The organism is Marivita sp., from assembly GCF_020055635.1.
GTDB lineage: Bacteria > Pseudomonadota > Alphaproteobacteria > Rhodobacterales > Rhodobacteraceae > Marivita.
On record NZ_JAIPUT010000028.1, the window covers coordinates 32917 to 53884 of the forward strand.

Sequence of the window (20968 nt, forward strand, 5' to 3'; positions counted from 1 at the left end):
CCGCTTAAACAACCGATGGCGCGAAAAGTTTCCTTGTCGGACAGGTCTGCAAAACGACTGTCAAACCGGGCTCGGATGACGCCTGAAATCAGTCGTGCAGCTGCAAGAGACGGGTGAAGCTCATGGAAATATGGGCTTGCTGGATGCGCGCAACCGCCTCGAGATCACCGGATTGCAGCGCGATCTGGATGGCCTCGAGTTCATGCAGGAATATCCGGTATTCCGCGATCAGGTCGAGTTCGGCCGCGATGGCGCGCACAAGCCAAAGGCGCTTGGTCTTGAAATAAAGGCGTTCGAGCACCTGGCGAAGGGGTTCGTTTGCGGTAAGCTCGCTCAGGGTGTGGAAAGCGTCCATGTCGAGTTGAGTGAAGGCGCGCGGGGTGCCGTCGGGGATCATCGCTTTCGACCGGTCGATCAGGTCCTGCAGCCGTTGCGGGAAATCGCCGTTCGGCGGGACCGGGTCCAGCCGTCCGGTCAGCGCGGTCAGTTCGACCCGAAGACGGTATTCCTGGCTCAACTCGGTGATGTCGGCGTCCGTGACAAGCGTTCCGACGCCATGCACCGACTGGACAAGACCTTCGTCTTCCAGACGGGCAAGGACACGGCGCACCGGAGTACGGCTGGTTCCGAACTCCTCGGCCAAGGCGGTTTCCGAAAGCTGCGCACCGGGCGCTACATCCAGAAGGCAGATCCGCTGACGGATCGTGCGGTGCATCGCTGCGTGACGATCCTTGACCGTGAGGCTCTCGTCGGTGACGGGAGGATCAGTCACACAGCCGATCTCCCAAGCTTTCGAGCATGGTCAGGCATTGGGCAAGCTGCTCGATGGCAAGGTACTCGTCGGCCTTGTGCGCCTGTTCGATGGATCCGGGACCGCAGACAACGACATCCGTGCCCATCGCCTGAAAAATGCCCGCCTCCGTCCCGAATGCCACGACATCGCTGCTGTTGGCGCCGGTCAGTTCGGCCATGATCCGGCGCGCCTCGTTCTCGTCGGTGGGGATCAGGCCGGCCACCTCGCCGATGATCTCGGTGGTGATGTAGGCACCCGGATGAACCGCCCTCATGCGGGGCAGAAGTTCGGTCTCGCAATAGTGCTGAAGGCTCTGTTTGACGAAATCTGCATCGCCGGGCTGGACCGGCCGCATCTCCCATTCCACTTCGGCTGACGGCGCGATCACGTTGTGAGCGACGCCACCCGTCAGCGCCCCGACATTCACCGTCGTCCAGGGGGGATCGAAGGGGCTGTCTTTCGGAGCGCGTTCCCGCAAGGCATCCTTGAGACCCAGCAAGTGATTGACGTAGCGCACAGCGTATTCGACAGCGTTCACGCCATGATCGGGCAGGGAGCCATGCCCGGCCAGACCATTGAACCGGGTGGTGTATTCGTTGCACCCCTTGTGGCCGTCGATGATGCGCATCTCGGTCGGCTCACCAATGATCGCCACGCCAGGCGTCAGGCCTCGTTCGGAGAGTTCGTCGGCAAGATGCCGGGCGCCCATGCAGCCGACCTCCTCATCATAGGTAAAGGCGAAATGCAGGGGGCGGGCGGCGACACGCTCGGCGAAATGCGGAGCCATCGCCAATGCCGCGGCGATAAAGCCCTTCATGTCACAAGAGCCGCGCCCGTAAAGGCGCCCGTCGGCTTCGTCCATGACGAATGGATCGCGGGTCCATGCCTGATCTGTTACCGGCACGACATCACTGTGCCCCGAGAGAAGGATACCGCCATTGCGATCCGGGCCCAGCGTGGCAAACAGGTTCGCTTTTGTCCCGCAGGGCGAGGAGATCACGTCACAGCGCGCACCGGCATCTTCGAGCAAGCCGGCCATATGCAGGATCATGTCAAAATTGCTGTCCACCGACACCGTCGGATAGGCGATCAGATCACCAAGGATTTCCGTCGTGCGCTGCAGATGGTTCACGATGTCAGTCCTTTACGAAAAGTTTCCGTTCGACGTTGCAGAGAGCCTCCGCCGCTCCGCTTTCGGTGATAAGGATGGTCTCGGTCGTCTCCAGGCCCCAGTTGTCCATCCAGAGCGCCGGCATGAAATGGAACGTCATCCCCGGTTGCAGAATGGTCTGGTCCTGAATTCGGAGCGACGCGGTCCTTTCGCCCCAATCCGGTGGATAGCTCAGGCCGATCGGATAGCCACAACGGCCTTCGCGGAAAATCCTGTGCTGTTCAAGCACATCCACCAGCGCCTTTGCAATGTCGCAGGTCCGGTTCCCCGCCCGAGCCACGTCAAGCGCCGCCTCGATGCCCTCGAGCTGGGCCTCCTCGGCGTCCCGCATTTCCTGCGGCGGCCTGCCCAGGTACACGGTCCGGCATAACGGCGCGTGGTAGCGGCGATAACAGCCAGAGAGTTCGAAAAAAGTCGCCTCGCCCTCGCGCATGACGTCGCCATTCCACGTCAGATGCGCTGCGGTGGCGTCCAGACCCGACGGGGTCAGCGGAACGATGGCCGGGTAATCCCCCCAAAGATCATCGACGCCCGAGATCCCGGCGTGCATGATATCGGCGACCACGTCATTCTTGCGTACGCCCGGTGCCGCGCGGTCGATCGCCGTTTCGATCACCCGTTCCGAAATTCGCGCGGCATTGCGGATGAAGACGATCTCTTCCTTCGACTTGACCAGCCGCTGCCAGTTCACCATTGCGGTAGCATCCGAGAGTGTTGCGGCTGGCAATTCATCGCTCAGGACCTGATGCGCCTTCGCCGAATAATAGTAATTCTCCATTTCGACACCGATCCTTGCGCTTTCGAGACCGAAGCCTTTCAGCTTTTCGGCAAGGTCTTGCATCGGGTGCCGGATGGCCGATTGCACGTAGCTGTCGGCGTAGCCGAAGATGCTGTCGGTCGACATCCAGCAGGTCCGCTGTGCGCCGATGGAATCCATGTAGCGGCCCCACCAGACCGGTTCCCCCTCCATCCGCAGGATCACCCCCTGATGCACATAGAAAGACCAGCCGTCATAGCCGGTCAGCCATGCCTGGTTCGAGGGATCGGTGATGAACAAGGCATCCAGTCCGGCCAATTCCATGGCATAGCGGGTCAGGGCAATCCTGCGGTCATATTCCGCTGGGCTGAACGGGGCATTTCCCTCGGGCATGGTTGGTCCTCGGCCACTAATTTTGTATGATGTGCACAACACGACGGAGTCGCCGTCGGACACTGTGCAAAATTCTTCGTACATTTCTTGACAGCATCAGGATTTATCGACTGTTGTGCACAACGATTTGCCACATTTAATGACTGGAAAACGACATGTTGCGAAACGACCAGCTCGATCAGTGGGATCGGGACAATTTTTTCCATCCCTCCACCCACCTTGCACAGCATGCGCGTGGCGAAAGCCCAAGCCGGGTGATCCGGACCGCGTCGGGGGTCTTCATCGAGGATCGCAACGGCACGCGTCTGCTTGACGCCTTTGCAGGTCTTTACTGTGTGAACGTGGGATATGGTCGCGCCGAGATCGCGGAGGCGATTGCCGAACAGGCGCGCGAACTGGCCTATTACCATTCCTATGTCGGGCACGGCACGGAAGCGTCGATCACGCTGGCCAAGATGATCCTCGACCGCGCGCCGGCCCACATGTCCAAGGTCTATTTCGGGCTTGGCGGATCGGATGCGAACGAAACCAACGTCAAGCTGGTCTGGTATTACAACAACATCCTTGGCCGTCCGAAAAAGAAGAAGATCATCTCGCGCTGGCGCGGGTATCACGGATCGGGCCTTGTCACCGGGTCGCTGACCGGGCTCGAGTTGTTTCACAAGAAATTCGACCTTCCCGTCGAACAGGTCATCCATACGACGGCGCCTTATTATTATCGCCGGGAAAACCTCGACCAGACCGAGGCGCAGTTCGTCGAACAATGCGCCGCCGATCTCGAAGAGCTGATCGCGCGCGAAGGCGCCGACACGATTGGCGCGTTTATCGGGGAACCCTTGCTGGGCACCGGCGGCATCGTTCCGCCGCCCGAGGGATATTGGGCCGCAATTCAGGACGTGCTCAAAAAACACGACATCCTTCTGATCGCGGACGAGGTCGTCACCGGCTTTGGCCGCTTGGGCACGATGTTCGGCTCCGAACATTACGGCATCGAACCCGACATCATCACGATCGCCAAGGGCCTGACCTCGGCCTATGCGCCGCTGTCCGGATCCATCGTGTCCGACAAGGTCTGGTCGGTCTTGGAACAAGGCACAGATGAAAATGGCCCCATCGGGCACGGCTGGACCTATTCGGCCCACCCCATCGGTGCGGCCGCGGGTGTCGCGAACCTCAAGCTGATCGACGACCTGAACCTGATCACCAATGCGGGTGAGGTCGGTGCGTATCTGAACGACACGATGACCGCTGCCCTGGCGGATCATCCGCATGTCGGTGACGTGCGCGGCGAGGGCATGATCTGTGCCGTGGAATTCGTGAAGGACAAGGCGGACCGTGTGTTCTTCGATCCCGCGGACAAGATCGGTGCGCAGATTTCCGGCAAGCTGCTGGAACAGGACAAGATCATCGCCCGCGCCATGCCACAGGGCGACATTCTTGGCTTCGCTCCGCCGTTCTGCCTGACCAGGGAAGAGGCCGATCAGGTGGTCGCGGGCACCGTTCGCGCCATCAAGGCCGTGCTGGGCTGAACGACCGGAATAGGGCAACTATCGGAAAGGGCCGCCGAATATGCAGTTCGGCCGCCTGTTTCCTGCGACGGGAAAAAGGGCACAGTTCAGCACAAACCACGCTGATCCCGCCGCACCATGTCCTTTTGGCTTGAGCGCCCCTGTCCCATGGTCGAAACTCTTCTCATGACCTGTCCTGTGAAGCTTGTTGTCTTTTCCGACCTCGACGGCACGCTTTTGGATCACGAAACTTATCGCTGGGATGCCGCGCAACCCGCGCTTGACCGGTTGCGATCGCTGCAGATCCCGGTGGTGCTGGCAAGCAGCAAGACAGCCGCTGAAATCACCCGGCTGCAAAACGACATGGGCCTGGAAAGCTACCCGGCCATTGTCGAAAATGGCTCTGGTGTCATCGGTTTGCCGGGCGGCACGACGACCGGAACCTACGCCGCGCTGCGCCGTTCCCTTGAGGCTATGCCACAGGACCTTCGCTCTCTCTACCGGGGATTTGGCGACATGTCGGCCAATGACGTCGCCGCGATCACCGGGTTGCCCCCAGACGCCGCGCAACGCGCCAGGCAACGGGATTTTTCCGAACCCGGCATCTGGTCTGGCAGCGCCGCCGAACTTGAGACATTCAAGCAGGCTTTGGCCGAAAGAGGCATCACCGCCCAGCGCGGTGGTCGATTTCTCACATTGTCCTTCGGCAAGACCAAAGCCGATGCGATGGACAGGATCATCGAGGTGCTGCAGCCCGAAGCCACCCTGGCCTTGGGGGATGCGCCGAATGACAGAGCCATGCTGGAAAAGGCCGACCACGGCGTGATCGTCGCCAACCCGCACAGCGCACCGATGCCGGACCTGCCCGGTGAGGGTGACGGACGCATCACTCGAACCGTCGAGAGCGGGCCCACAGGGTGGAACGCCGCTGTGATCGCCTTTCTCAACAGGCCCGCAACGACAGGAAGACACTCGCATGGTTGATTTTCACCAGAACGGCAACATCGCGACGTTGCACAACCTGCGCACCCGGTCGCCACAGGAAATGACCTATGCGCTGGAAACCTTTGCGCAGACCCGGAAGATGTCCCTGATCCTGCCCTGCCTCTACTCCGAGCTGCAAACCGATGCGATGCCGAACATCCTGTCCGAATTGTCCAAGGTCACCTATCTGCACCGCATCATCATCGGACTGGACCGCGCCGACGAGGATCAGTTCCGCCACGCCAAGCAGTTCTTCAAGGGGCTGAACCAGAACCATATCGTGATCTGGAACGACAGTCCGCGCATGATCGCGCTGGACGAACGGCTGGATCGGATGGGGCTTGCGCCGGGCGAACAGGGCAAGGGCAAGAATGTCTGGTCGTCCATCGGCTACCTCATCGGGTGCCAGGACAGCGCGGTCATGGCGATCCACGACTGCGATATCCTGACCTATACAAATGAAATGCTCGCGCGGCTGATCTACCCGGTGGCCAACCCGACCTTTCCCTACCAGGTGGCAAAGGGCTATTACGCGCGGATCGGATCGGACAAGCTCAATGGGCGGGTCACGCGGCTTCTGGTCAGCCCTCTCCTGATTGCACTCAAACGGGTGATCGGCGACCGCGATTACATCGACTACCTGCGAAGCTTTCGCTATCCGCTTTCGGGCGAATTCGCGATGCGCACCAATATCCTGCCCGACCTGCGTATACCGTCGGACTGGGGGCTCGAAATCGGTGTCCTGTCGGAGGCATGGCGCAACCTTGCCCCCAAGGCGGTCTGCCAGGTCGAGATTGCCGACGCCTACGATCACAAACATCAGGACCTGAGCCCCGAGGACGCTGAAACCGGGCTGAACCGCATGTCGACCGACATCTGCAAGGCGATCTTCCGCAAACTGGCGGCCGACGGGACGATCTTCACCACCAACGTGTTCCGCACGCTCAAGGCCACGTATTACCGCAGCGCGCTGGACCTTCTGGATGCCTATTATACCGACGCACAGATGAACGGGCTGAGCGTCGACCGCCATTCCGAGGAAGCCTCGATCGAGCTTTTTGCCGAGAACATCATGCGCGCCGGGCAGACGTTCCTGGACAACCCGCACGAGACCCCGTTCATCTCGACGTGGAACCGCGTGCATGCCGCCGATCCGACGTTCCTGCGCGACATGCAGGTCGCGGTTCTGGCGGATTCGAAGGACTATCAGTGACCCGCGTTGCTGATCCAGCGGCACTGATACGGAGCAAGCACGATATCCTCGTCGAAAACCGCATCGCCTGACAGTAGGTCCTGCCAGACCTCGTCTTCGATGATGTTGAGCGCCGATATGGGCAGGGTCACAATGTCCCGGCTGACATTGTGCAAGGCGAAGACCGATTGCTGCCGGTCCAGGCTTTGCCGCCAGATACCGAAGACGCGCTGATCGCCTGTGTTCACCGTGAACTGGGTGGCGTTGGGGTGGAATGCCGACTGGTTCTGCCGGATTTTCAAACGCGCCTTCAACCCGGCCAGCACGCGCGCATGTATGCTGTCAGCGTCGTCCAGATGGCCTTGCAGGATGCCGTAGTCCCACCGGTGGCGATTGATCGCGCGGTTCATGCCACGGCGCACGACAGCCTCTGAATCGTTCGGCGTCCCGAGCATCGAATGGATGTAGAAGGCCGGAATGCCTTCGAGCGACATCACGATGGTCTGCGAGCACAGAAAGCGTTCGAGATGGTGGTCATCCGGTCCATCGAAGGTCCGGCTCAGCGCCGCGAAATAGGTGGTATTCAACTCATAGGGCGCTTCGCCTCCGCCCGGCAACGCCCGCATCGACACCAGCCCGTCCGCCGCCTCGACGGTTCGGATCATCGCCGCCTGATCGTCGGCCGAGAGCACCCCTTCCGCGGGGCGCATGCCGATTCCGTCATGGCTGGCCGTGAAATTCAGATAGGCACAGCCCAACGGCGCCGGAGGCATCGACCTTTGCCATTTATCAAGGTTCCTTGCCGAACCCGACAGCAACGCGTGCAGGATCAACGGCGGCAAAGGGAAATTGTAGATCACGTGCGCCTCGTCCCGCTTGCCGAAATAACTCAGGTTTTCGGCCTTGGGCACATTGGTTTCCGTCAGCAGGACAACGGGCTCGATTGCATAGTCGCAGAGCAGGCGGATCAATTTGACGATGGCGTGGGTCTGCGGCAGGTGAATCGATGGCGAGCCGATTTCCTTCCACAGAAAGGCCACCGCATCCAGCCGGATGATCCGCACCCCGTTGTCGATATGGGTGCGGATGATCCGCAGGAATTCCAAGAGCACATCCGGGTTGCGGAAATCGAGGTCGATCTGGTCATGGCTGAACGTGCACCAGACATGGCGCAGGCCGTTCTTGGTCTCGACCTTCTGCAACAACGGGGTGGTGCGGGGGCGCACGACCATGTCCAGATCGTCCGTCGGGTCCGCCTCGAAGAAGAACCGGTCATAGGGCGGCTGGCCCTGGCGGTAGGCATTGAACCATGTTCCCTGGCTCGACACGTGGTTGAGCACCAGATCCGACATCAGCTTGAACTCGCCGGCGATGCGATTGATGTCCGCCCAGTCCCCAAGTTGAGGGTTGACCGCGGTGTAGTCGGTGACGGCGAAACCATCATCCGACGTGTAGGGAAAGAACGGCAGGATATGAACGCCGTCGACCACGCCATCCAGGTATCTGCGCAGGAAATCGTTCAGCAGATCGAGTGGCTTGTGCACGCCATCGACAATCGAATTGCCGTAGGTGATGAGAAGCGCGTCTTTCTGTGACCAGAGCGCGTTGCCCGGCTTGCGACCGCGCTTTCGCCGGTGTGTTCCCTCGGGCCAGAACGCGTCGATGACCTTGGAAGTCAGGATATCCGCGTCGAAATCCGGGTATATCTCGCTGACCTTGGCAGCGAGGGCGCGACTGAGGACCGGAGTCTTTTCCTTGCTCGGAGCGTCTTGAAGCATGTGTTAAACAATCACGGCTTTCGAGCAGTTTCAACGTCTTCGCGCATCGCTTCGGTTGCCGGCGGGCACGGGCAGCCACTTGCCTGAATTTAGGGCAAACCGTGCGGATCCTTAGTGTTACCTTTGCGCTCAAGGCGCACGAATCTGCTGCACAGCTCTTGTGTCCCTGTGCTAGACCCGCGAAATGAACCAGAGTTCGCAATATCTTATCGGCATGGACGGCGGCGGGACGGGCTGCCGCGTCGCGATCAGTGACGCCGACGGGAAGATCGTCGGGCTGGCGACAGGCGGTGCGGCGAACTACACAAGCGACCACGCAGGCACGGCACGCAACCTTCTGCACGCGTTGGCAGCGGCCGCATCGTCTGCTGGCCTGTCACTCGATCAACTGGCAGAGGCTCCGGCCCATATCGGACTGGCCGGCATCATGTCACCGAAGGATGCCGCGGCTTTTGCGGCGGACATGCCGCTGCGCCACGCCACCGTCACCGACGACCAGCTGATTGCTGTCGTGGGTGCCTTGGGGGATCGGGATGGCGCCCTGGTGGCGATCGGAACCGGTTCGTTCGTTGCGGTGAAACACGGCGACGACATCCGGTATCTTGGCGGCTGGGGTCTCCAGCTGGGTGACCAGGCGTCCGGCGCGTGGATCGGTCGGGCCATCTTGCAGCGCTGTGCCATGGTATCCGACGGGCTTATGGATAGGTCCGACATGGTTGACGCCCTTTTGGCCAGCTTCGACTCGGACGCAAGCGCGTTGATTGCCTTCGCCCGGCATGCTTCGCCAGCGGAGTATGCGAAATTCGCTCCGGTCGTTCTCGACGCAGCCGAGGCCGGGGATGTCAATGCCATCGCGGTCATGGCGGAGGGCGCCGATTATCTGAACCACTGCCTGCACGCGGCACAGCTTGCGGACAAGGATGTCGTCTGTCTGACCGGCGGGATCGGGCCGCGCTTCGCGCAGTGGCTGGACGGGTCATTTCAGGCGCGGCTGACGGAACCGATGGGAACGGCGCTTGACGGCGCGCTTCATCTGGCCCGCCAGATGGCGCGGGCCCCCTGAGACGCAAAACGGTCGCGTTTGTCCAGGGCCCCGGCTAGCCTGCGCACGAGACCCAGAATACGAAAGCAACCCCGACGATATGACCCGACGCGCCTTGACCGGAGCCGATATTTTCGACGGGCAGACCCTACACACGGGCTGCGCGATCCTGCTGGATGACGCGGTGTTTGCCGGCATCGTTCCGACACGGGACATTCCTGCGGGCGTTCCCCTGAAAACCGTTCCAGACGGCACGCTCTTGCCCGGATTTGTCGACCTTCAGGTCAACGGCGGCGGTGGTGTGATGTTCAACGACGCGACGGATATCGCGGGCCTCGAAACGATTGCCCGGGCGCATTTCGCGTCTGGGACGCGGGCGCTCTTGCCGACACTGATCACCGACACGCCGCAAAAGACCCAAACCGCGATCGATGCTGTCGAAGCCGCCATCGCCAAGGGCGTGCCGGGCATCATAGGCATTCACATCGAGGGACCGCATCTGTCGATTGTCCGCAAGGGCGCACATGACGCATCCCTGATCCGGCCCATGACGGACGAGGATGAAACCCGGTTGATCGACGCCGCAAATCGCCTGCCGAACGTGATGGTCACGGTGGCACCGGAAACCGTGGGGCCGGACCAGATTGCTCGGCTCGTTGCTGCGGGCGTGGTCGTGTCGCTTGGCCATTCCGATTGCAGCTTCGAACAGGCCAGTGCCGCGTTTTCGGCCGGGGCAGTCGGCGCCACGCATCTTTTCAATGCGATGAGCCAATTGGGAAACCGGGAGCCTGGACTGGTCGGCGCGACTTTGAACTGCGGCGCCGCGCATGCCGGGCTGATCGCGGATGGCATTCACGTGCATCCCGCGACCCTGCGCGCAGCGCTGGCGGTCAAGTCTTCGCCCGGTGCGCTGTTCCTGGTCAGCGACGCGATGGCGACGGCGGGATCGGAGATCACCGAATTCCGGTTAAACGGGCGCCGTGTTCTGCGTCGTGACGGTCGGCTGACGCTTGAGGACGGAACCCTTGCCGGGGCGGATCTCGACCTGCCGACAGCCCTTGCCGTGATGATCGACACGGTGGGTCTTTCTGCGGAAACAGCCTTTGCGATGGCGACTTCGATCCCGGCGCGGCTCTTGCGGGATGGCAGAAGGTCAGGCGCGTTCGAGACCGGAGCGGCATGGACCGGGATTCACCTGACCCGGTCCTTGCGCTACGATCCGGATGTCAATGCCGCGCTTCGACAGGCTGTCAATCCCGTCTCAGGTCCGTGATCCTGTCAGCCACCTCTGACACGGCGCGCATGACGAACGGTGTTCCGCAGACCCAGTCGACCGAGGTGTTGAGGACCGGGAACGCGGAAAGCGCCGGATGCGTCGCCATATTTTCCGACAGGGAAAACCCGTCGAAGGGGCGCGCCCCGATCAGCAAGTCGGGCTGGTTCAGAATGACCTGTTCCAGTGAAAGCGTGCCATTGCCCTGAAAACCCAATTCCACCGACAGGTTCCGTGCACCTGCCGCCGTGACGATATCGTGGCTCAGCGTTCCGGCACCCAGCGCGTATCCATTCGGAAAGAAGAACGCGGCAAGCGGCGCGGTGTCGTCCGGTTCCGTCAAGGCCGCAAGGTCGCGCTCCAGATCAGACGCGATCTCATCGGCCCTGGCCTGCTGTTTCAGGATGTCGCCCATCATGCGGATTTCGTCAGGAATGTCCGACAACGCGGTTGTGACGGGAAACTGAACCACCTCGATTCCGATGGCGCGCAGCAGCCCGATCAGGGAGGGATCATCATAGACGTTGGCGACCACGACATCCGGATTGTCCACGGCGATGGATTCGGCCTGCCCGTTGTTCTTGGAAAATTGCCGTGCCGTTTCCGTCAGGACCGATGCGCGCGGGTCATCCGACAACTGGCTGAGGGAAATGACCTGCCCGGGGTCGGCCAGCAGCATCACAAGCTGGTCGGTACAGGCATTGACCGACACGACACGCGGCAGGTCGGAAGCGCTGGCCCACATCGGGGCCAGCACAAGGCTTGTCAGCGTCGCGAGACGCCACATCGATCAGAACGACGTTTCGATGCCGAAGCGGATGGTCCGCTCGGGCGCGTTGAAGCCGCGAACCGTTTCGTAAGACGTGTCGGCCACGTTATCGATGGCCCCGTAGACCGACGCCGTGTCTGTAACGGCATAGCGTGCCGAGACGTCCCAGACGGTGTAATCCTCGAGCGGCGTCGGCGTGCCGAACCCGTCAAGCGTGTCGGCCACGCGGATCATGTTGACACCGACCTGCAAGCGATCCGTGACATCGGCTTCGAGCGCCAGCGACAGGTCATGACGCGGAACCAGCACGACCCGGTTGCCATTGTTTTCCGCGTTGGTCAGCGTGTAGCCGCCCGACAGCCGCACCCGGTCGGTGATCCTGTAGGACCCGCTCAGTTCAAGACCCCGGGTTTCGGTCGTGCCATCGGTCTGGATGTAGCACCCGAAAGCCTGCGACGGCAGGCAGTTCGGAGAAGACCCGAACCCGATCAGGTTCTCGATCTCGGACCAGAACAGCGTCGCCTTGACCGACCCGCGATCGCCGTAGCTGTGTTCGACCCCCAGATCGAAGCTCAGGCTCTCCTCCGGGTCGAGTGGCCGCGATCCGGCATAGGGACCAAAGCGCTCGTAGAGCGAGGGCGCGCGGTAGCCAGTGCCGAGCGAGGCGCGAACAATGGTCGCCTCGTTCAACTGATAGGACAGCGCCGCGCGACCCGAAAGCTGGCCGTCGAAATCCGAGTAATCGTCGTAGCGCAGGGTCAGCGACAGTTCGACCGCGTCGGAGGGCGTGGCTTTCAGTTCGGCGAAGACGGCGGAGTTCGACGCGTCATAAGCGTCACCATCCAGTTCGGCCCGCTCTTCTGTCCAGTCCGCCCCCAGTGCGATCGTCATGTTCGGTGATATGTCGCCTTGGGCCAGATAAGCCGCGATATCGCGTTCGCCAAGGAAGTTGCGCGTAAAGCCGTCGGCATCGAAGCGGTCGATCTCGTAGCGGCTGAAGGACAGCTCGTGCGACCAAGCCCCGGTCTGCATTTCGCCGAACATCCGCAATCCGCGCCGTGTCTCGTCGATCTCGCCGGTCGGGTCGAAATCGGACCGGTCGAATTCCGCAGTCCCGTCCGACCAGAGCCCGGTCAGACCGACTCGGATGGTATCGCTGATCTGGTATGCCGCAAAAAGATTGACGCTGCTTTGCTCGAAGCCATCGTTTTCATCGTCCGCCACACGCGCCGAGAAGCCCTCGGACGTGACGCGGCCGAGGCTCAAGGCCAGTTCGGTCCGGTCATCGAGATAGCCGAATCTCAGGTTGGCCGCGCGGGTTTCAAAGCTTCCGACCTCGACCTGCGCTTGCCCGGAGAACCCCGACACCTCGGGACGCCAGCTTTCGATCTCGACCACGCCGGCGATGGCGTCGGACCCGTAGATGGCAGATTGCGTGCCCTTCACGACGGCGACACGATCCAGCGCGCCGGTCATCAGCGTGCCAAAATTGAAGGCGGTCTGCGGCCCCGACGGGTCGGTTACGTCGATCCCGTCGATGCGTGCGCCGACATAAGGCCCGCTCAGTCCGCGGACACGGACCGTGGCACTGCCGCCCAGACCGCCATTTGCGCTGACGGCCACGCCCGGCAAAGCATCAAGGGCCGCGGTCGCGCCAAGCCCTGCGCGCAGGATGTCGTCGCTTTCGGCAACGTCGATCGTGGCACCCGTGGTGTCGAGGTTCGTGGGAAGCAGACCGCCGAAGACGACGATCTCTTCCAGTTCGATAACCGCGCCCCCCAGGTCCTGCGCTGCCGCTACGGACGGTGCGACAAGGGTGGTGCAAAGAAGTAGTTTGGTGGTGAGGCGTGCCATGACATGGATCCCGGCCTGAACCGGCGCATCGCGCCGGAATGGTAACAAGTATCTGGAATGCACAGGCATCCGCAGACGGTGAAAGACACCACTACGGACGTGCCGCCGCCCTGTCGCACCCCGCGACCGGACTGGGTGTTGTCATACGGCAGGTCTCCTGACTTGCGGGTCTCGGCTCTGCTGGCCTTCCCAGTGCCCGTTCGGGCCCCAGTGGCAAAATCAGCGTCGCTCGCCGCTCACAGTTGCGGGGGCAGTCGCGGAATTTTCTTACGAAGCACCGCGTTCCCTTTTCACCGGACGCTTTGACACGCCCAGACCGTAAACAAGGCCATCTGCACCCGCGGCAACAGAGTCGTCAACCCGCGTCTGTGTTGGCGGCAGTGGTCGGTTTGTCTCAGGCGCTCCGTGTTGCAAAGTCAGGACACCAAGACCCGCATCCCGTGTCGCCCTTCACGACCACATTTGGCCGGATGCCGCTTGCGGGTCCTGGGCGATCCACAAGCCCGTCGACAACCGATCTGCTGGACGGCTTTGCGAAAATATTTCCGACAGATTTAGTCGGAATGAGTTGATCGCCTGCGTGAATCATGTAACTGACTATTTTCGTAAAGAATACACACAACGGAGATTCTCATGCGAGTCCTATGGACAACCTCGACGCTGGCCCTCGTTGCCAGCACCGCCCTCAGCACTGCCGCCATGGCCCAGGGAGAGGTGAACATCTACTCTTCGCGGCATTATGATAATGACCAGGTGATCTACGACGAATTCACCGAGCGGACAGGGATCACCGTGAACCGGATCGAGGGGGATGCGGACGAATTGATCGCGCGCCTGAATGCCGAAGGGCAGAACAGCCCGGCTGATATCTTCCTGACCGTCGATGCAGGGCGCATCTGGCGGGCAGACGAAGCGGGTCTGTTGCAACCCATCGACTCGGAGGTTCTCGAGAACCGCATTCCGGAACATCTGCGCCACCCCGACGGGCATTGGTTCGGCATGTCGCAACGCGCGCGGATCATCTTCTACGACAAGGAAGAGGTCGAAAACCCGCCGCAGACCTACGAAGCCCTCGCTGATCCGCAGTACGAAGGCCAAATCTGTATCCGGTCGTCCTCGAACGTCTACAACCAATCGCTGATGGCCTCGATCATCGCGGCCAATGGTGAAGAAGCCGCCAAGGACTGGGCGGAAGGCGTCGTCGCGAACATGGCGCGCGAACCGCAGGGCGGTGATACGGACCAGTTGCGTGGCGTCGTTTCCGGTGAATGCGATATCGCTGTGGCCAACACCTACTATTTCCTGCGCGGCCTTGACGGCGGCGTCGATGGCTTGTCGGGCAGCACCGACATGTTCGGATGGGTGTTCCCGAACCAGTCGGGTCGCGGCGCACATGTGAACGTCGCAGCCATGGGTGTGACCGCAAACGCGCCGAACAAGGAGAACGCGGTTCAGTTTCTCGAGTTCATGACATCCGACTTCGCGCAGAGTTACTTCGCGAACCAGAACAACGAATACGCTGCGGTTCCGGGCGTCGGCCTGGCCGAGAACCCTGCCAGCCTTGGTTTGTTCCGCATGGACGATGTCAACCTGTCGGTCTTCGGCGAGAACACGCCGCGTGCCCAAGAGATCTTCAACGAGGTCGGCTGGGAGTAAGGACCCACGGAAGACAACGGCAGAGGGCGCTCAGGCGCCCTCTTTTGTTTTGCCCTGTTCGTTTCGGATGCGGCGACAGAGAAGGATGACCGGCAGGGTCCCTATGGCCACGATGACCAGGCTTGGCACTGCGGCCCCAGACAACCGCTCGTCAGACGCCAGGCGATGCGCCTGAACAGCCAGGGTGTCAAAATTGAAGGGTCGCATGATCAGGGTCGCAGGCAATTCCTTCATCACGTCGACGAAGACGATCAACAATGCAGTGAAAAGGCTGGGACGCAAAAGCGGGAAATGCACGCGCCGCATCAAGCCCCATTCATTTTGGCCCAGCACACGTGCCGCCGCATCCATGTTCGGATTGATGACGGCGACCCCGCCTTCATAAGCTCCGATGGCAGCAGCCAGAAAACGGATCATGTAGGCGCAGACCAACAGCCAGATCGATCCCGTGAACAGCAAGCCCGTGGAGATATCGAAGGTCTCGCGCATATAGGCGTCCAGCGTGTTGTCAAAATAGGCGAATGGCACCAGCAACCCCACCGCGATGACTCCACCGGGCACTGCATAGCCAAGCCGGCCGATATACAGAACGATGGTCGCGAAAAGGGATTTCCGGTTGCGTGCCAAGCTGCCGAACAGCAGCGCAACGGCAACGGTGATGACCGCGGCACAAAGGCCCAGCGTGACGGAGTTGCGGGCGAATTGCAGGTAACGCGGGCTGAACAGGCTTTGTTCGGACCCGATCGCCATCTCCGACAGCATGAAAACCGGCAGCAGGCATCCCAGGAACGCGGGCAAGAAGCAGGCGAGGAACGCCAGGCCGCCGGACATGCCCCTGAGCGTGACGCGCGGCATCTGCTCGAACTTGCGGCCGAAGGCATAGCGCGCCTCGCCACGGTTGATCCGCTCGAGAATGGCCAGGAGCAATGCAAACGCCAGAAGCCCGAGCGACAATTGCGCGGCAGCTGCGCGGTCGGCAAATGTGAACCAGCTCGAATAGATCCCCACCGCGAAGGTCTGCACGCCGAAATAGGACACCGTGCCGAAATCGGCGATGGTCTCCATGCCCACCAGCATGGCCCCCGAGGCAATCGCCGGGCGCGCCATCGGCAATGACACCCGCCAAAACGCACCCAGCCGGGACTGACCCAGCGACCGCGCCGCATAGAAGGTCGTCGCGCTTTGTCCGGCAAAGGCCGCCCGCGCCAAAAGGTAGACATAGGGATAAAGCACCAGCGTCAGCATGGCCGCCGCCCCGCCCAATGACCGGATTTCAGGGAACCAGTAATCCCGCGGTCCCCATCCCGTCATCGCCCGCAACGTCGATTGCACGACACCCGGATGATCGAGAACATGCGTGTAGGCATAAGCCAGTACATAGGCGGGAAAAGCCAAGGGCAGCACCAGCGCGATTTCAAGAATGCGCCGCCCGCGGAAATCCGTGGTTGTGACAAGCCAGGCGGTCAGCGTCCCGATGATCGTGCTGAAGCAAACGACCAGCACCAAAAGCACCAAGGTCGCCCGTGTGAAGCGGCCAAGCACGGTTTCGGCGAGCGATTGCAGCGTATCGGTCGACCCGAGCAACGCGGCGATAAGCACGCTGATATGAGGCAACACGCAGATCGCCGCGATGATGCCTGCAAGCACCCAAGGTATACGGCCGCGAAGCGAACGCGTGGGTGTTCCCGGATTGATCGTGATGTCAGCCATGAGAGTGTCGCTTTTCCGAAAAGGGCGCGCCCCATTTCCGATAGGTTCGGTCAGGTTTGAAACGGTCTTAACATCAGACGACCCCAAGCGAAATCGGAATTCCAGGTTTCAGATTGCGCAGGAAAGAAGAGGGGCGTTGCTTGTGCGACAAGAGGCTCCACGCCGCCGGGTCGGCGCGTCTTTCCCGTCGCATCTTTCCACTCGCAAGCAATTGAAACTCAGAGTGCATACCAAAGCAAATCTTAATCTTTCTCAAGTACGTCCTGCCGGATCATGGCTACAATTTTCGACCTCATCGAAGTCACGTATATCAGTCAGCATACCACTTATTCGCAGGCGAATGGCAACCTGCTGGGTGTAGCTGACGGGGCGGTCTCCTCGGAATTCGATGACGGTGAATTCGATGAGCGTGACGTCTTTGTCCTCGATGGCGTGGCTTACCGGATCGACCTGATCCAGGAGCCGTCAAGCAGCGGCAGATTCACCGCGGCCGACGGCACCAATCTCAGCTTCGACCCCCAGAGCGAAAGCAATCTCGATGTCATTTTCCTGACTGTTTCGAACGCCTCTGAAACCCGCCATTTCATCCTTCCCAGCGACCGCTATGGCGATTTGAAGATCGCCGAAATCAGAACCGGTGAGTTGACCGATGTTGGCGGCAGCGACGCCGCCCTCGTTTCAACTCGAAACGACGATGTAAGTGTAGTTTGTTTCTGCGCTGGAACGAAGATCCGGCTTGGCAACGGGTCGGATATCGCCGTCGAAGCCCTCAAGATCGGCGACGATGTCGAGACACTCGATCGGGGCGCACAGACCGTCCGTTGGGTTGGGGGACGGTCTGTGCCGGTCACCACCATGTTGCGCTATCCGAAACTGCGACCGGTCTTCATCCCTTCCGGCGCGCTCGGTCCAAATGTCCCGGAACACGATCTTTATGTGTCGCCACAGCACCGGGTTCTGGTTCGCTCGCGCATCGCAGGTCGCATGTTCGAAACCGATGAGGTGCTGATTGCTGCCAAGCACCTGGTTGGCGTGAACGGGATCAGAACAGATCAATCTGCCTGGAACGTGACCTATCTGCATGTACTTCTGGACCATCACGAGATCCTGCTCGCTAACGGTGCTTTTTGCGAGAGCCTGTTGCTCGGTCCACAAGGCCAAAGGTCGCTCGGCGCCCAAACCATGAAGGAGATCGCGCATCTCCTGAGTGTCGTGCGGGACCATCCTTCATGTCACGCAAGCGCGCGTCCCCTGATACAGGGGCGGCGAGCGCGTCGTCTGGCCCAACGCCACTTGCGAAACAGGAAATGCCTCTGTCATCCGGGATGCGCGTGACGTCACGAAGCGCATGGATCAGGCTGATCGCGTCTGCGCCGGAACCAGCACCGTCACGGCGAAATGCCGGTCCGGATCCGTGAGAAATTCGGCAACGTGCCACCCTGCCCCGGCTGCAAGATCCTCGACTGCGTTGCGGGTGTACTTGTGGCTGCTCTCGGTATGAATGCTTTCGCCTTCGTCAAACGCGATACGATCTGCGCCAAGGTGGATTTCTTGCACCTTGCGGCTGACCAGATGCATCTCGATCCGCGACAGGGCCGCGTTCCAGCGTGCGTCATGGGCAAATTCCTCGGTCTGGAAATCAGCACCCGCTTCACGGTTCATGCGATGCAGCAGGTTCCTGTTGAATTCGGCCGTCACGCCGGCAGGGTCGTCATAGGCAAGGATGAGCGTCCGTGGTGCCTTCACCAGGTCGACGCCAAGTATGAAGGCCGAGATGTCGGGCCAGGACCGGAGTCGGTTCAGCAGGTCCAGCGCCTCGGGCGGCTCGAGGTTGCCGATGGTCGAACCGGGAAAAAAGGCGACCTTGGGTGCCCCGTCGGTGGCTGACGGAAGCGCCAGGTCCTCCAGGAAATCGCCCACCAACGGAGCGACGGTCAGGGCAGGATACGCCCGGGCGAGATCGTCGGCGACGGAAAGCAGGAAGTCGCCCGACACGTCGATGGGGACATACGCGTCAAGCGTCTTGAGCGCCCCGAGCAGAATATGGGTCTTCGTGCTGGCACCGCTGCCAAGCTCGATCAACGCCGCGCCTTCAGGTACATAAGAGGCGATGGCGTCGATCTCGTGGCGCAGGATCGAAATCTCGGTGCGGGTCGGATAATATTCCGGCAGTTCGGTAATGCGCTGGAATATTTTGCTCCCTGCATGGTCATAGAACCACTTTGGATGCATCCGCTTGGGCTTTGCGCGCAGTCCGGCCAGCGCATCCATGAGAAGGGCGCGGTTCGAGACGAGGGGTTTGTCCATATCAGGCGTCCTGCGCCAAACGCAGCCCCAGCATCTGCCAGCGCTGATGCGGGTAGAAGAAGGTGCGGTAAGTCGGGCGCATCTGGGCCAGGGGCGTCGCGCAGGACCCGCCCCGCAGAACGTATTGATTGACCATGAATTTGCCGTTGTATTCGCCGAGGGCGCCCTCTGGCGGGCGGAACCCCGGATAAGGCGTGAAGGGGCTTTGCGTCCATTCCCAGACGTCTCCCCAAGGTCCCCCGCCGGGCAGCGGCCGCAATTGGCCCTTATCGAGGAAGTTTCCGGCGATGGGCCTGTCGCGAAACGACACTTCCCATTCGGCCTCGGTCGGCAGACGCGCCCCGGCCCAGCGGGCGAAGGCGTCAGCCTCGTAATAGCTGACATGGACCACGGGCGCATCAAGGTTTACCGGCTGCGGCCCGCGTAGCGTGTAGGTCCACCATTCATCGTCCTGCCGCCACCAGTAAAGCGGCGTATCCCAGCCCTCTTTCTGGCAACACGCCCAGCCGTCCATGAGCCAAAGCGTCGGCGTCTCGTAGCCGCCCTCCTCCATGAAGGCGATCCAGTCGCGGTTGGTCACCGGCCGGTCTGCGATCTTGAATGGCTCCAGCCAGGTCTTGTGACGCGGCCCTTCGCAATCATAGGCAAACCCGGGTCCGTCATGCCCGATCTCGATCAGCCCTCCGTCATGGCCGGTGTAGCTCAGCGCGACCTCTTCGGTGACCGGTATCGGCTCAGGGTCGCGATACGCAGGCATCAACGGGTTGTAGGACAGGCCGTGCAACAGGTCCGTCACCAGGAGTTCCTGATGCTGCATTTCGTGATGACACCCCAACTCGACAAGATCCGCGACCGTGTCGGCGTCCTCGGATCCAGAGGACAGGAGATCGCACAGCGCCGCATCCACATGCGCTCGATAGGCAGTGACCGCTTCCCCATCGGGCCGCGAAACCATCGCGCGCTTGTCCCGCGCGTGGCGGGGACCGGCCTGCACGTAGTACGAGTTGAACAGGAAGGCGAACCGCTCGTCGGGCGAGCGGTAGGCACTGTGATACGGCTTCAGGATAAACTCCTCGAAAAACCAGGTGGTGTGGGCGAGGTGCCATTTCACCGGGCTGGCGTCCTCCATCGACTGGAGCATCATGTCTTCGGGCACCAATGGCGCGGTGAGCTCCTGGGATCGCTGCCGGACAGACCTGAAGAAAGTAACCGCGTCGATCGAGCCGCGTTTCGCGGCCGTGCTTCTGTTCATGGGGAGCCCTCCGAAGTCAGTGTCGGTGAAGAACGCCGAAAGGCGGGATTTGTTTCACGTCCCTGCCCGGATTTGGTTTGTTCGGACAAACTTGTGGACCGGGTTACTGAAATGGGGCGGATGTGGAGGTGGGTTCACATCGGTCGGTCGCGATTATGTCGCGATCCTTGATCTGCTCAAAGAGCGTCTAATGGATCCGCAGGCCGTCGCGGCCTTCACGCCGAGTGACCTGCCAGACAAGCCATAAAGGCCGCCGGGCTGCCACCGGACGACCTCAAGCAAATCAATTTGGTTGCGGGGGTAGGATTTGAACCTACGACCTTCAGGTTATGAGCCTGACGAGCTACCGGGCTGCTCCACCCCGCGACAGGTTGTTTTCATCGTTTTGAGAGAGGTTGGGGTTTTTGCTAGGTTTGGCGGTGACCTACTCTCCCACGACTTGAGTCGCAGTACCATTGGCGCGGTGGCACTTAACGGCCGGGTTCGGAATGGGACCGGGTGTTTTGCTCACGCTATGACCACCAAACCG

16 protein-coding genes, 1 tRNA gene, 1 rRNA gene and 1 riboswitch are annotated in these 20968 nt (G+C 61.2%); of the genes, 7 read left to right on the forward strand and 11 right to left on the reverse strand.

Features of this window, described 5'->3' with window-relative positions:
- Positions 1 to 88 precede the first annotated feature (88 nt).
- The 3 genes from LCF60_RS13970 to LCF60_RS13980 are packed head-to-tail and all read right to left on the reverse strand — an operon-like array spanning position 89 to position 3114.
- Complete coding sequence (locus tag LCF60_RS13970; protein WP_292292570.1) at positions 89 to 772, reverse strand: GntR family transcriptional regulator; 684 nt, start codon at positions 770 to 772, stop codon at positions 89 to 91.
- Positions 765 to 1928, reverse strand: a complete 1164-nt coding sequence (gene argE / locus LCF60_RS13975; RefSeq protein ID WP_292292593.1) for an acetylornithine deacetylase — start codon at positions 1926 to 1928, stop codon at positions 765 to 767. The genes LCF60_RS13970 and argE overlap by 8 nt, the downstream gene beginning before the upstream one ends.
- A gap of 1 nt (position 1929) precedes the next feature.
- Positions 1930 to 3114 carry a M24 family metallopeptidase gene (locus tag LCF60_RS13980; protein ID WP_292292571.1) on the reverse strand — a complete coding sequence of 395 codons (1185 nt, stop codon included), beginning with the start codon at positions 3112 to 3114 and terminating at the stop codon, positions 1930 to 1932.
- Positions 3115 to 3269: 155 nt separating this feature from the next.
- Here LCF60_RS13980 and LCF60_RS13985 point away from each other — a divergent pair, with 155 nt between their 5' ends.
- From LCF60_RS13985 to LCF60_RS13995, 3 genes are all read left to right on the forward strand, one after another.
- Positions 3270 to 4643, forward strand: a complete 1374-nt coding sequence (locus LCF60_RS13985) for an aspartate aminotransferase family protein (RefSeq protein ID WP_292292572.1) — start codon at positions 3270 to 3272, stop codon at positions 4641 to 4643.
- A 165-nt stretch (positions 4644 to 4808) separates the two neighbouring features.
- The gene (locus tag LCF60_RS13990) at positions 4809 to 5606 is read left to right on the forward strand and encodes an HAD-IIB family hydrolase (protein ID WP_292292574.1); all 798 of its coding nucleotides are present in this window, start codon (positions 4809 to 4811) and stop codon (positions 5604 to 5606) included.
- Complete coding sequence (locus tag LCF60_RS13995; RefSeq protein WP_292292575.1) at positions 5599 to 6819, forward strand: glycosyl transferase; 1221 nt, start codon at positions 5599 to 5601, stop codon at positions 6817 to 6819. The genes LCF60_RS13990 and LCF60_RS13995 overlap by 8 nt, the downstream gene beginning before the upstream one ends.
- On the opposite strand, the gene LCF60_RS14000 is transcribed toward LCF60_RS13995, so the two are convergent.
- On the reverse strand, positions 6813 to 8576 hold the full coding sequence (locus LCF60_RS14000; RefSeq protein ID WP_292292576.1) for a sugar phosphorylase: 1764 nt from the start codon (positions 8574 to 8576) through the stop codon (positions 6813 to 6815). The genes LCF60_RS13995 and LCF60_RS14000 overlap by 7 nt on opposite strands.
- 184 nt (positions 8577 to 8760) lie before the next feature.
- Between LCF60_RS14000 and LCF60_RS14005 the strand changes: the two genes are divergently transcribed.
- Both LCF60_RS14005 and nagA read left to right on the forward strand, forming a co-directional pair.
- A complete protein-coding gene (locus LCF60_RS14005) occupies positions 8761 to 9639 on the forward strand; it encodes a BadF/BadG/BcrA/BcrD ATPase family protein (protein ID WP_292292577.1) in 879 nt (292 codons plus the stop codon).
- Positions 9640 to 9718: 79 nt separating this feature from the next.
- Positions 9719 to 10891 (forward strand): N-acetylglucosamine-6-phosphate deacetylase, encoded by a 1173-nt coding sequence (gene nagA, locus LCF60_RS14010; protein WP_292292578.1) that lies wholly within the window; start codon positions 9719 to 9721, stop codon positions 10889 to 10891.
- Here nagA and LCF60_RS14015 read toward each other — a convergent pair.
- Both LCF60_RS14015 and LCF60_RS14020 read right to left on the reverse strand, forming a co-directional pair.
- A complete protein-coding gene (locus LCF60_RS14015) occupies positions 10869 to 11678 on the reverse strand; it encodes an ABC transporter substrate-binding protein (protein WP_292292579.1) in 810 nt (269 codons plus the stop codon). The two genes, nagA and LCF60_RS14015, sit on opposite strands and share 23 nt — an antisense overlap.
- A gap of 3 nt (positions 11679 to 11681) precedes the next feature.
- The gene (locus LCF60_RS14020) at positions 11682 to 13514 is read right to left on the reverse strand and encodes a TonB-dependent receptor (RefSeq protein ID WP_292292580.1); all 1833 of its coding nucleotides are present in this window, start codon (positions 13512 to 13514) and stop codon (positions 11682 to 11684) included.
- Positions 13515 to 13643: 129 nt separating this feature from the next.
- Positions 13644 to 13850, reverse strand: a riboswitch (cobalamin riboswitch).
- Positions 13851 to 14147: 297 nt separating this feature from the next.
- On the opposite strand from LCF60_RS14020, the gene LCF60_RS14025 reads away from it, so the two are divergent.
- The gene (locus LCF60_RS14025) at positions 14148 to 15170 is read left to right on the forward strand and encodes a Fe(3+) ABC transporter substrate-binding protein (protein WP_292292582.1); all 1023 of its coding nucleotides are present in this window, start codon (positions 14148 to 14150) and stop codon (positions 15168 to 15170) included.
- A gap of 30 nt (positions 15171 to 15200) precedes the next feature.
- Here LCF60_RS14025 and LCF60_RS14030 read toward each other — a convergent pair whose 3' ends face one another.
- Positions 15201 to 16880 carry an iron ABC transporter permease gene (locus tag LCF60_RS14030; protein WP_292292583.1) on the reverse strand — a complete coding sequence of 560 codons (1680 nt, stop codon included), beginning with the start codon at positions 16878 to 16880 and terminating at the stop codon, positions 15201 to 15203.
- A 273-nt stretch (positions 16881 to 17153) separates the two neighbouring features.
- Here LCF60_RS14030 and LCF60_RS14035 point away from each other — a divergent pair, with 273 nt between their 5' ends.
- Entirely contained in the window at positions 17154 to 18215 is a 1062-nt protein-coding gene (locus LCF60_RS14035) for a Hint domain-containing protein (protein WP_292292585.1), read from the forward strand.
- 18 nt (positions 18216 to 18233) lie between these two features.
- Here LCF60_RS14035 and egtD read toward each other — a convergent pair whose 3' ends face one another.
- The 4 genes from egtD to rrf form a co-directional block, all read right to left on the reverse strand.
- Positions 18234 to 19187 carry an L-histidine N(alpha)-methyltransferase gene (gene egtD / locus LCF60_RS14040; RefSeq protein ID WP_292292587.1) on the reverse strand — a complete coding sequence of 318 codons (954 nt, stop codon included), beginning with the start codon at positions 19185 to 19187 and terminating at the stop codon, positions 18234 to 18236.
- 1 nt (position 19188) lies between these two features.
- A complete protein-coding gene (gene egtB, locus LCF60_RS14045; RefSeq protein WP_292292589.1) occupies positions 19189 to 20439 on the reverse strand; it encodes an ergothioneine biosynthesis protein EgtB in 1251 nt (416 codons plus the stop codon).
- Between the two features lie 289 nt (positions 20440 to 20728).
- Positions 20729 to 20805: transfer RNA gene (locus tag LCF60_RS14050), tRNA-Met, on the reverse strand.
- Between the two features lie 45 nt (positions 20806 to 20850).
- A 5S ribosomal RNA gene (rrf, locus tag LCF60_RS14055) occupies positions 20851 to 20965 on the reverse strand.
- Between the last annotated feature and the right edge of the window lie 3 nt (positions 20966 to 20968).

What these genes read in the sequence shown, in the direction of transcription:
- LCF60_RS13980 (WP_292292571.1), bottom strand. Translation starts at nt 3,114, where the DNA reads ATGCCCGAGGGAAATGCCCCGTTCAGCCCAGCGGAATATGACCGCAGG.
- LCF60_RS13985 (WP_292292572.1), top strand. Translation starts at nt 3,270, where the DNA reads ATGTTGCGAAACGACCAGCTCGATCAGTGGGATCGGGACAATTTTTTC.
- LCF60_RS13990 (WP_292292574.1), top strand. Translation starts at nt 4,809, where the DNA reads ATGACCTGTCCTGTGAAGCTTGTTGTCTTTTCCGACCTCGACGGCACG.
- LCF60_RS13995 (WP_292292575.1), top strand. Translation starts at nt 5,599, where the DNA reads ATGGTTGATTTTCACCAGAACGGCAACATCGCGACGTTGCACAACCTG.
- LCF60_RS14000 (WP_292292576.1), bottom strand. Translation starts at nt 8,576, where the DNA reads ATGCTTCAAGACGCTCCGAGCAAGGAAAAGACTCCGGTCCTCAGTCGC.
- LCF60_RS14005 (WP_292292577.1), top strand. Translation starts at nt 8,761, where the DNA reads ATGAACCAGAGTTCGCAATATCTTATCGGCATGGACGGCGGCGGGACG.
- nagA (WP_292292578.1), top strand. Translation starts at nt 9,719, where the DNA reads ATGACCCGACGCGCCTTGACCGGAGCCGATATTTTCGACGGGCAGACC.
- LCF60_RS14015 (WP_292292579.1), bottom strand. Translation starts at nt 11,678, where the DNA reads ATGTGGCGTCTCGCGACGCTGACAAGCCTTGTGCTGGCCCCGATGTGG.
- LCF60_RS14020 (WP_292292580.1), bottom strand. Translation starts at nt 13,514, where the DNA reads ATGGCACGCCTCACCACCAAACTACTTCTTTGCACCACCCTTGTCGCA.
- LCF60_RS14025 (WP_292292582.1), top strand. Translation starts at nt 14,148, where the DNA reads ATGCGAGTCCTATGGACAACCTCGACGCTGGCCCTCGTTGCCAGCACC.
- LCF60_RS14030 (WP_292292583.1), bottom strand. Translation starts at nt 16,880, where the DNA reads ATGGCTGACATCACGATCAATCCGGGAACACCCACGCGTTCGCTTCGC.
- LCF60_RS14035 (WP_292292585.1), top strand. Translation starts at nt 17,154, where the DNA reads ATGGCTACAATTTTCGACCTCATCGAAGTCACGTATATCAGTCAGCAT.
- egtD (WP_292292587.1), bottom strand. Translation starts at nt 19,187, where the DNA reads ATGGACAAACCCCTCGTCTCGAACCGCGCCCTTCTCATGGATGCGCTG.
- egtB (WP_292292589.1), bottom strand. Translation starts at nt 20,439, where the DNA reads ATGAACAGAAGCACGGCCGCGAAACGCGGCTCGATCGACGCGGTTACT.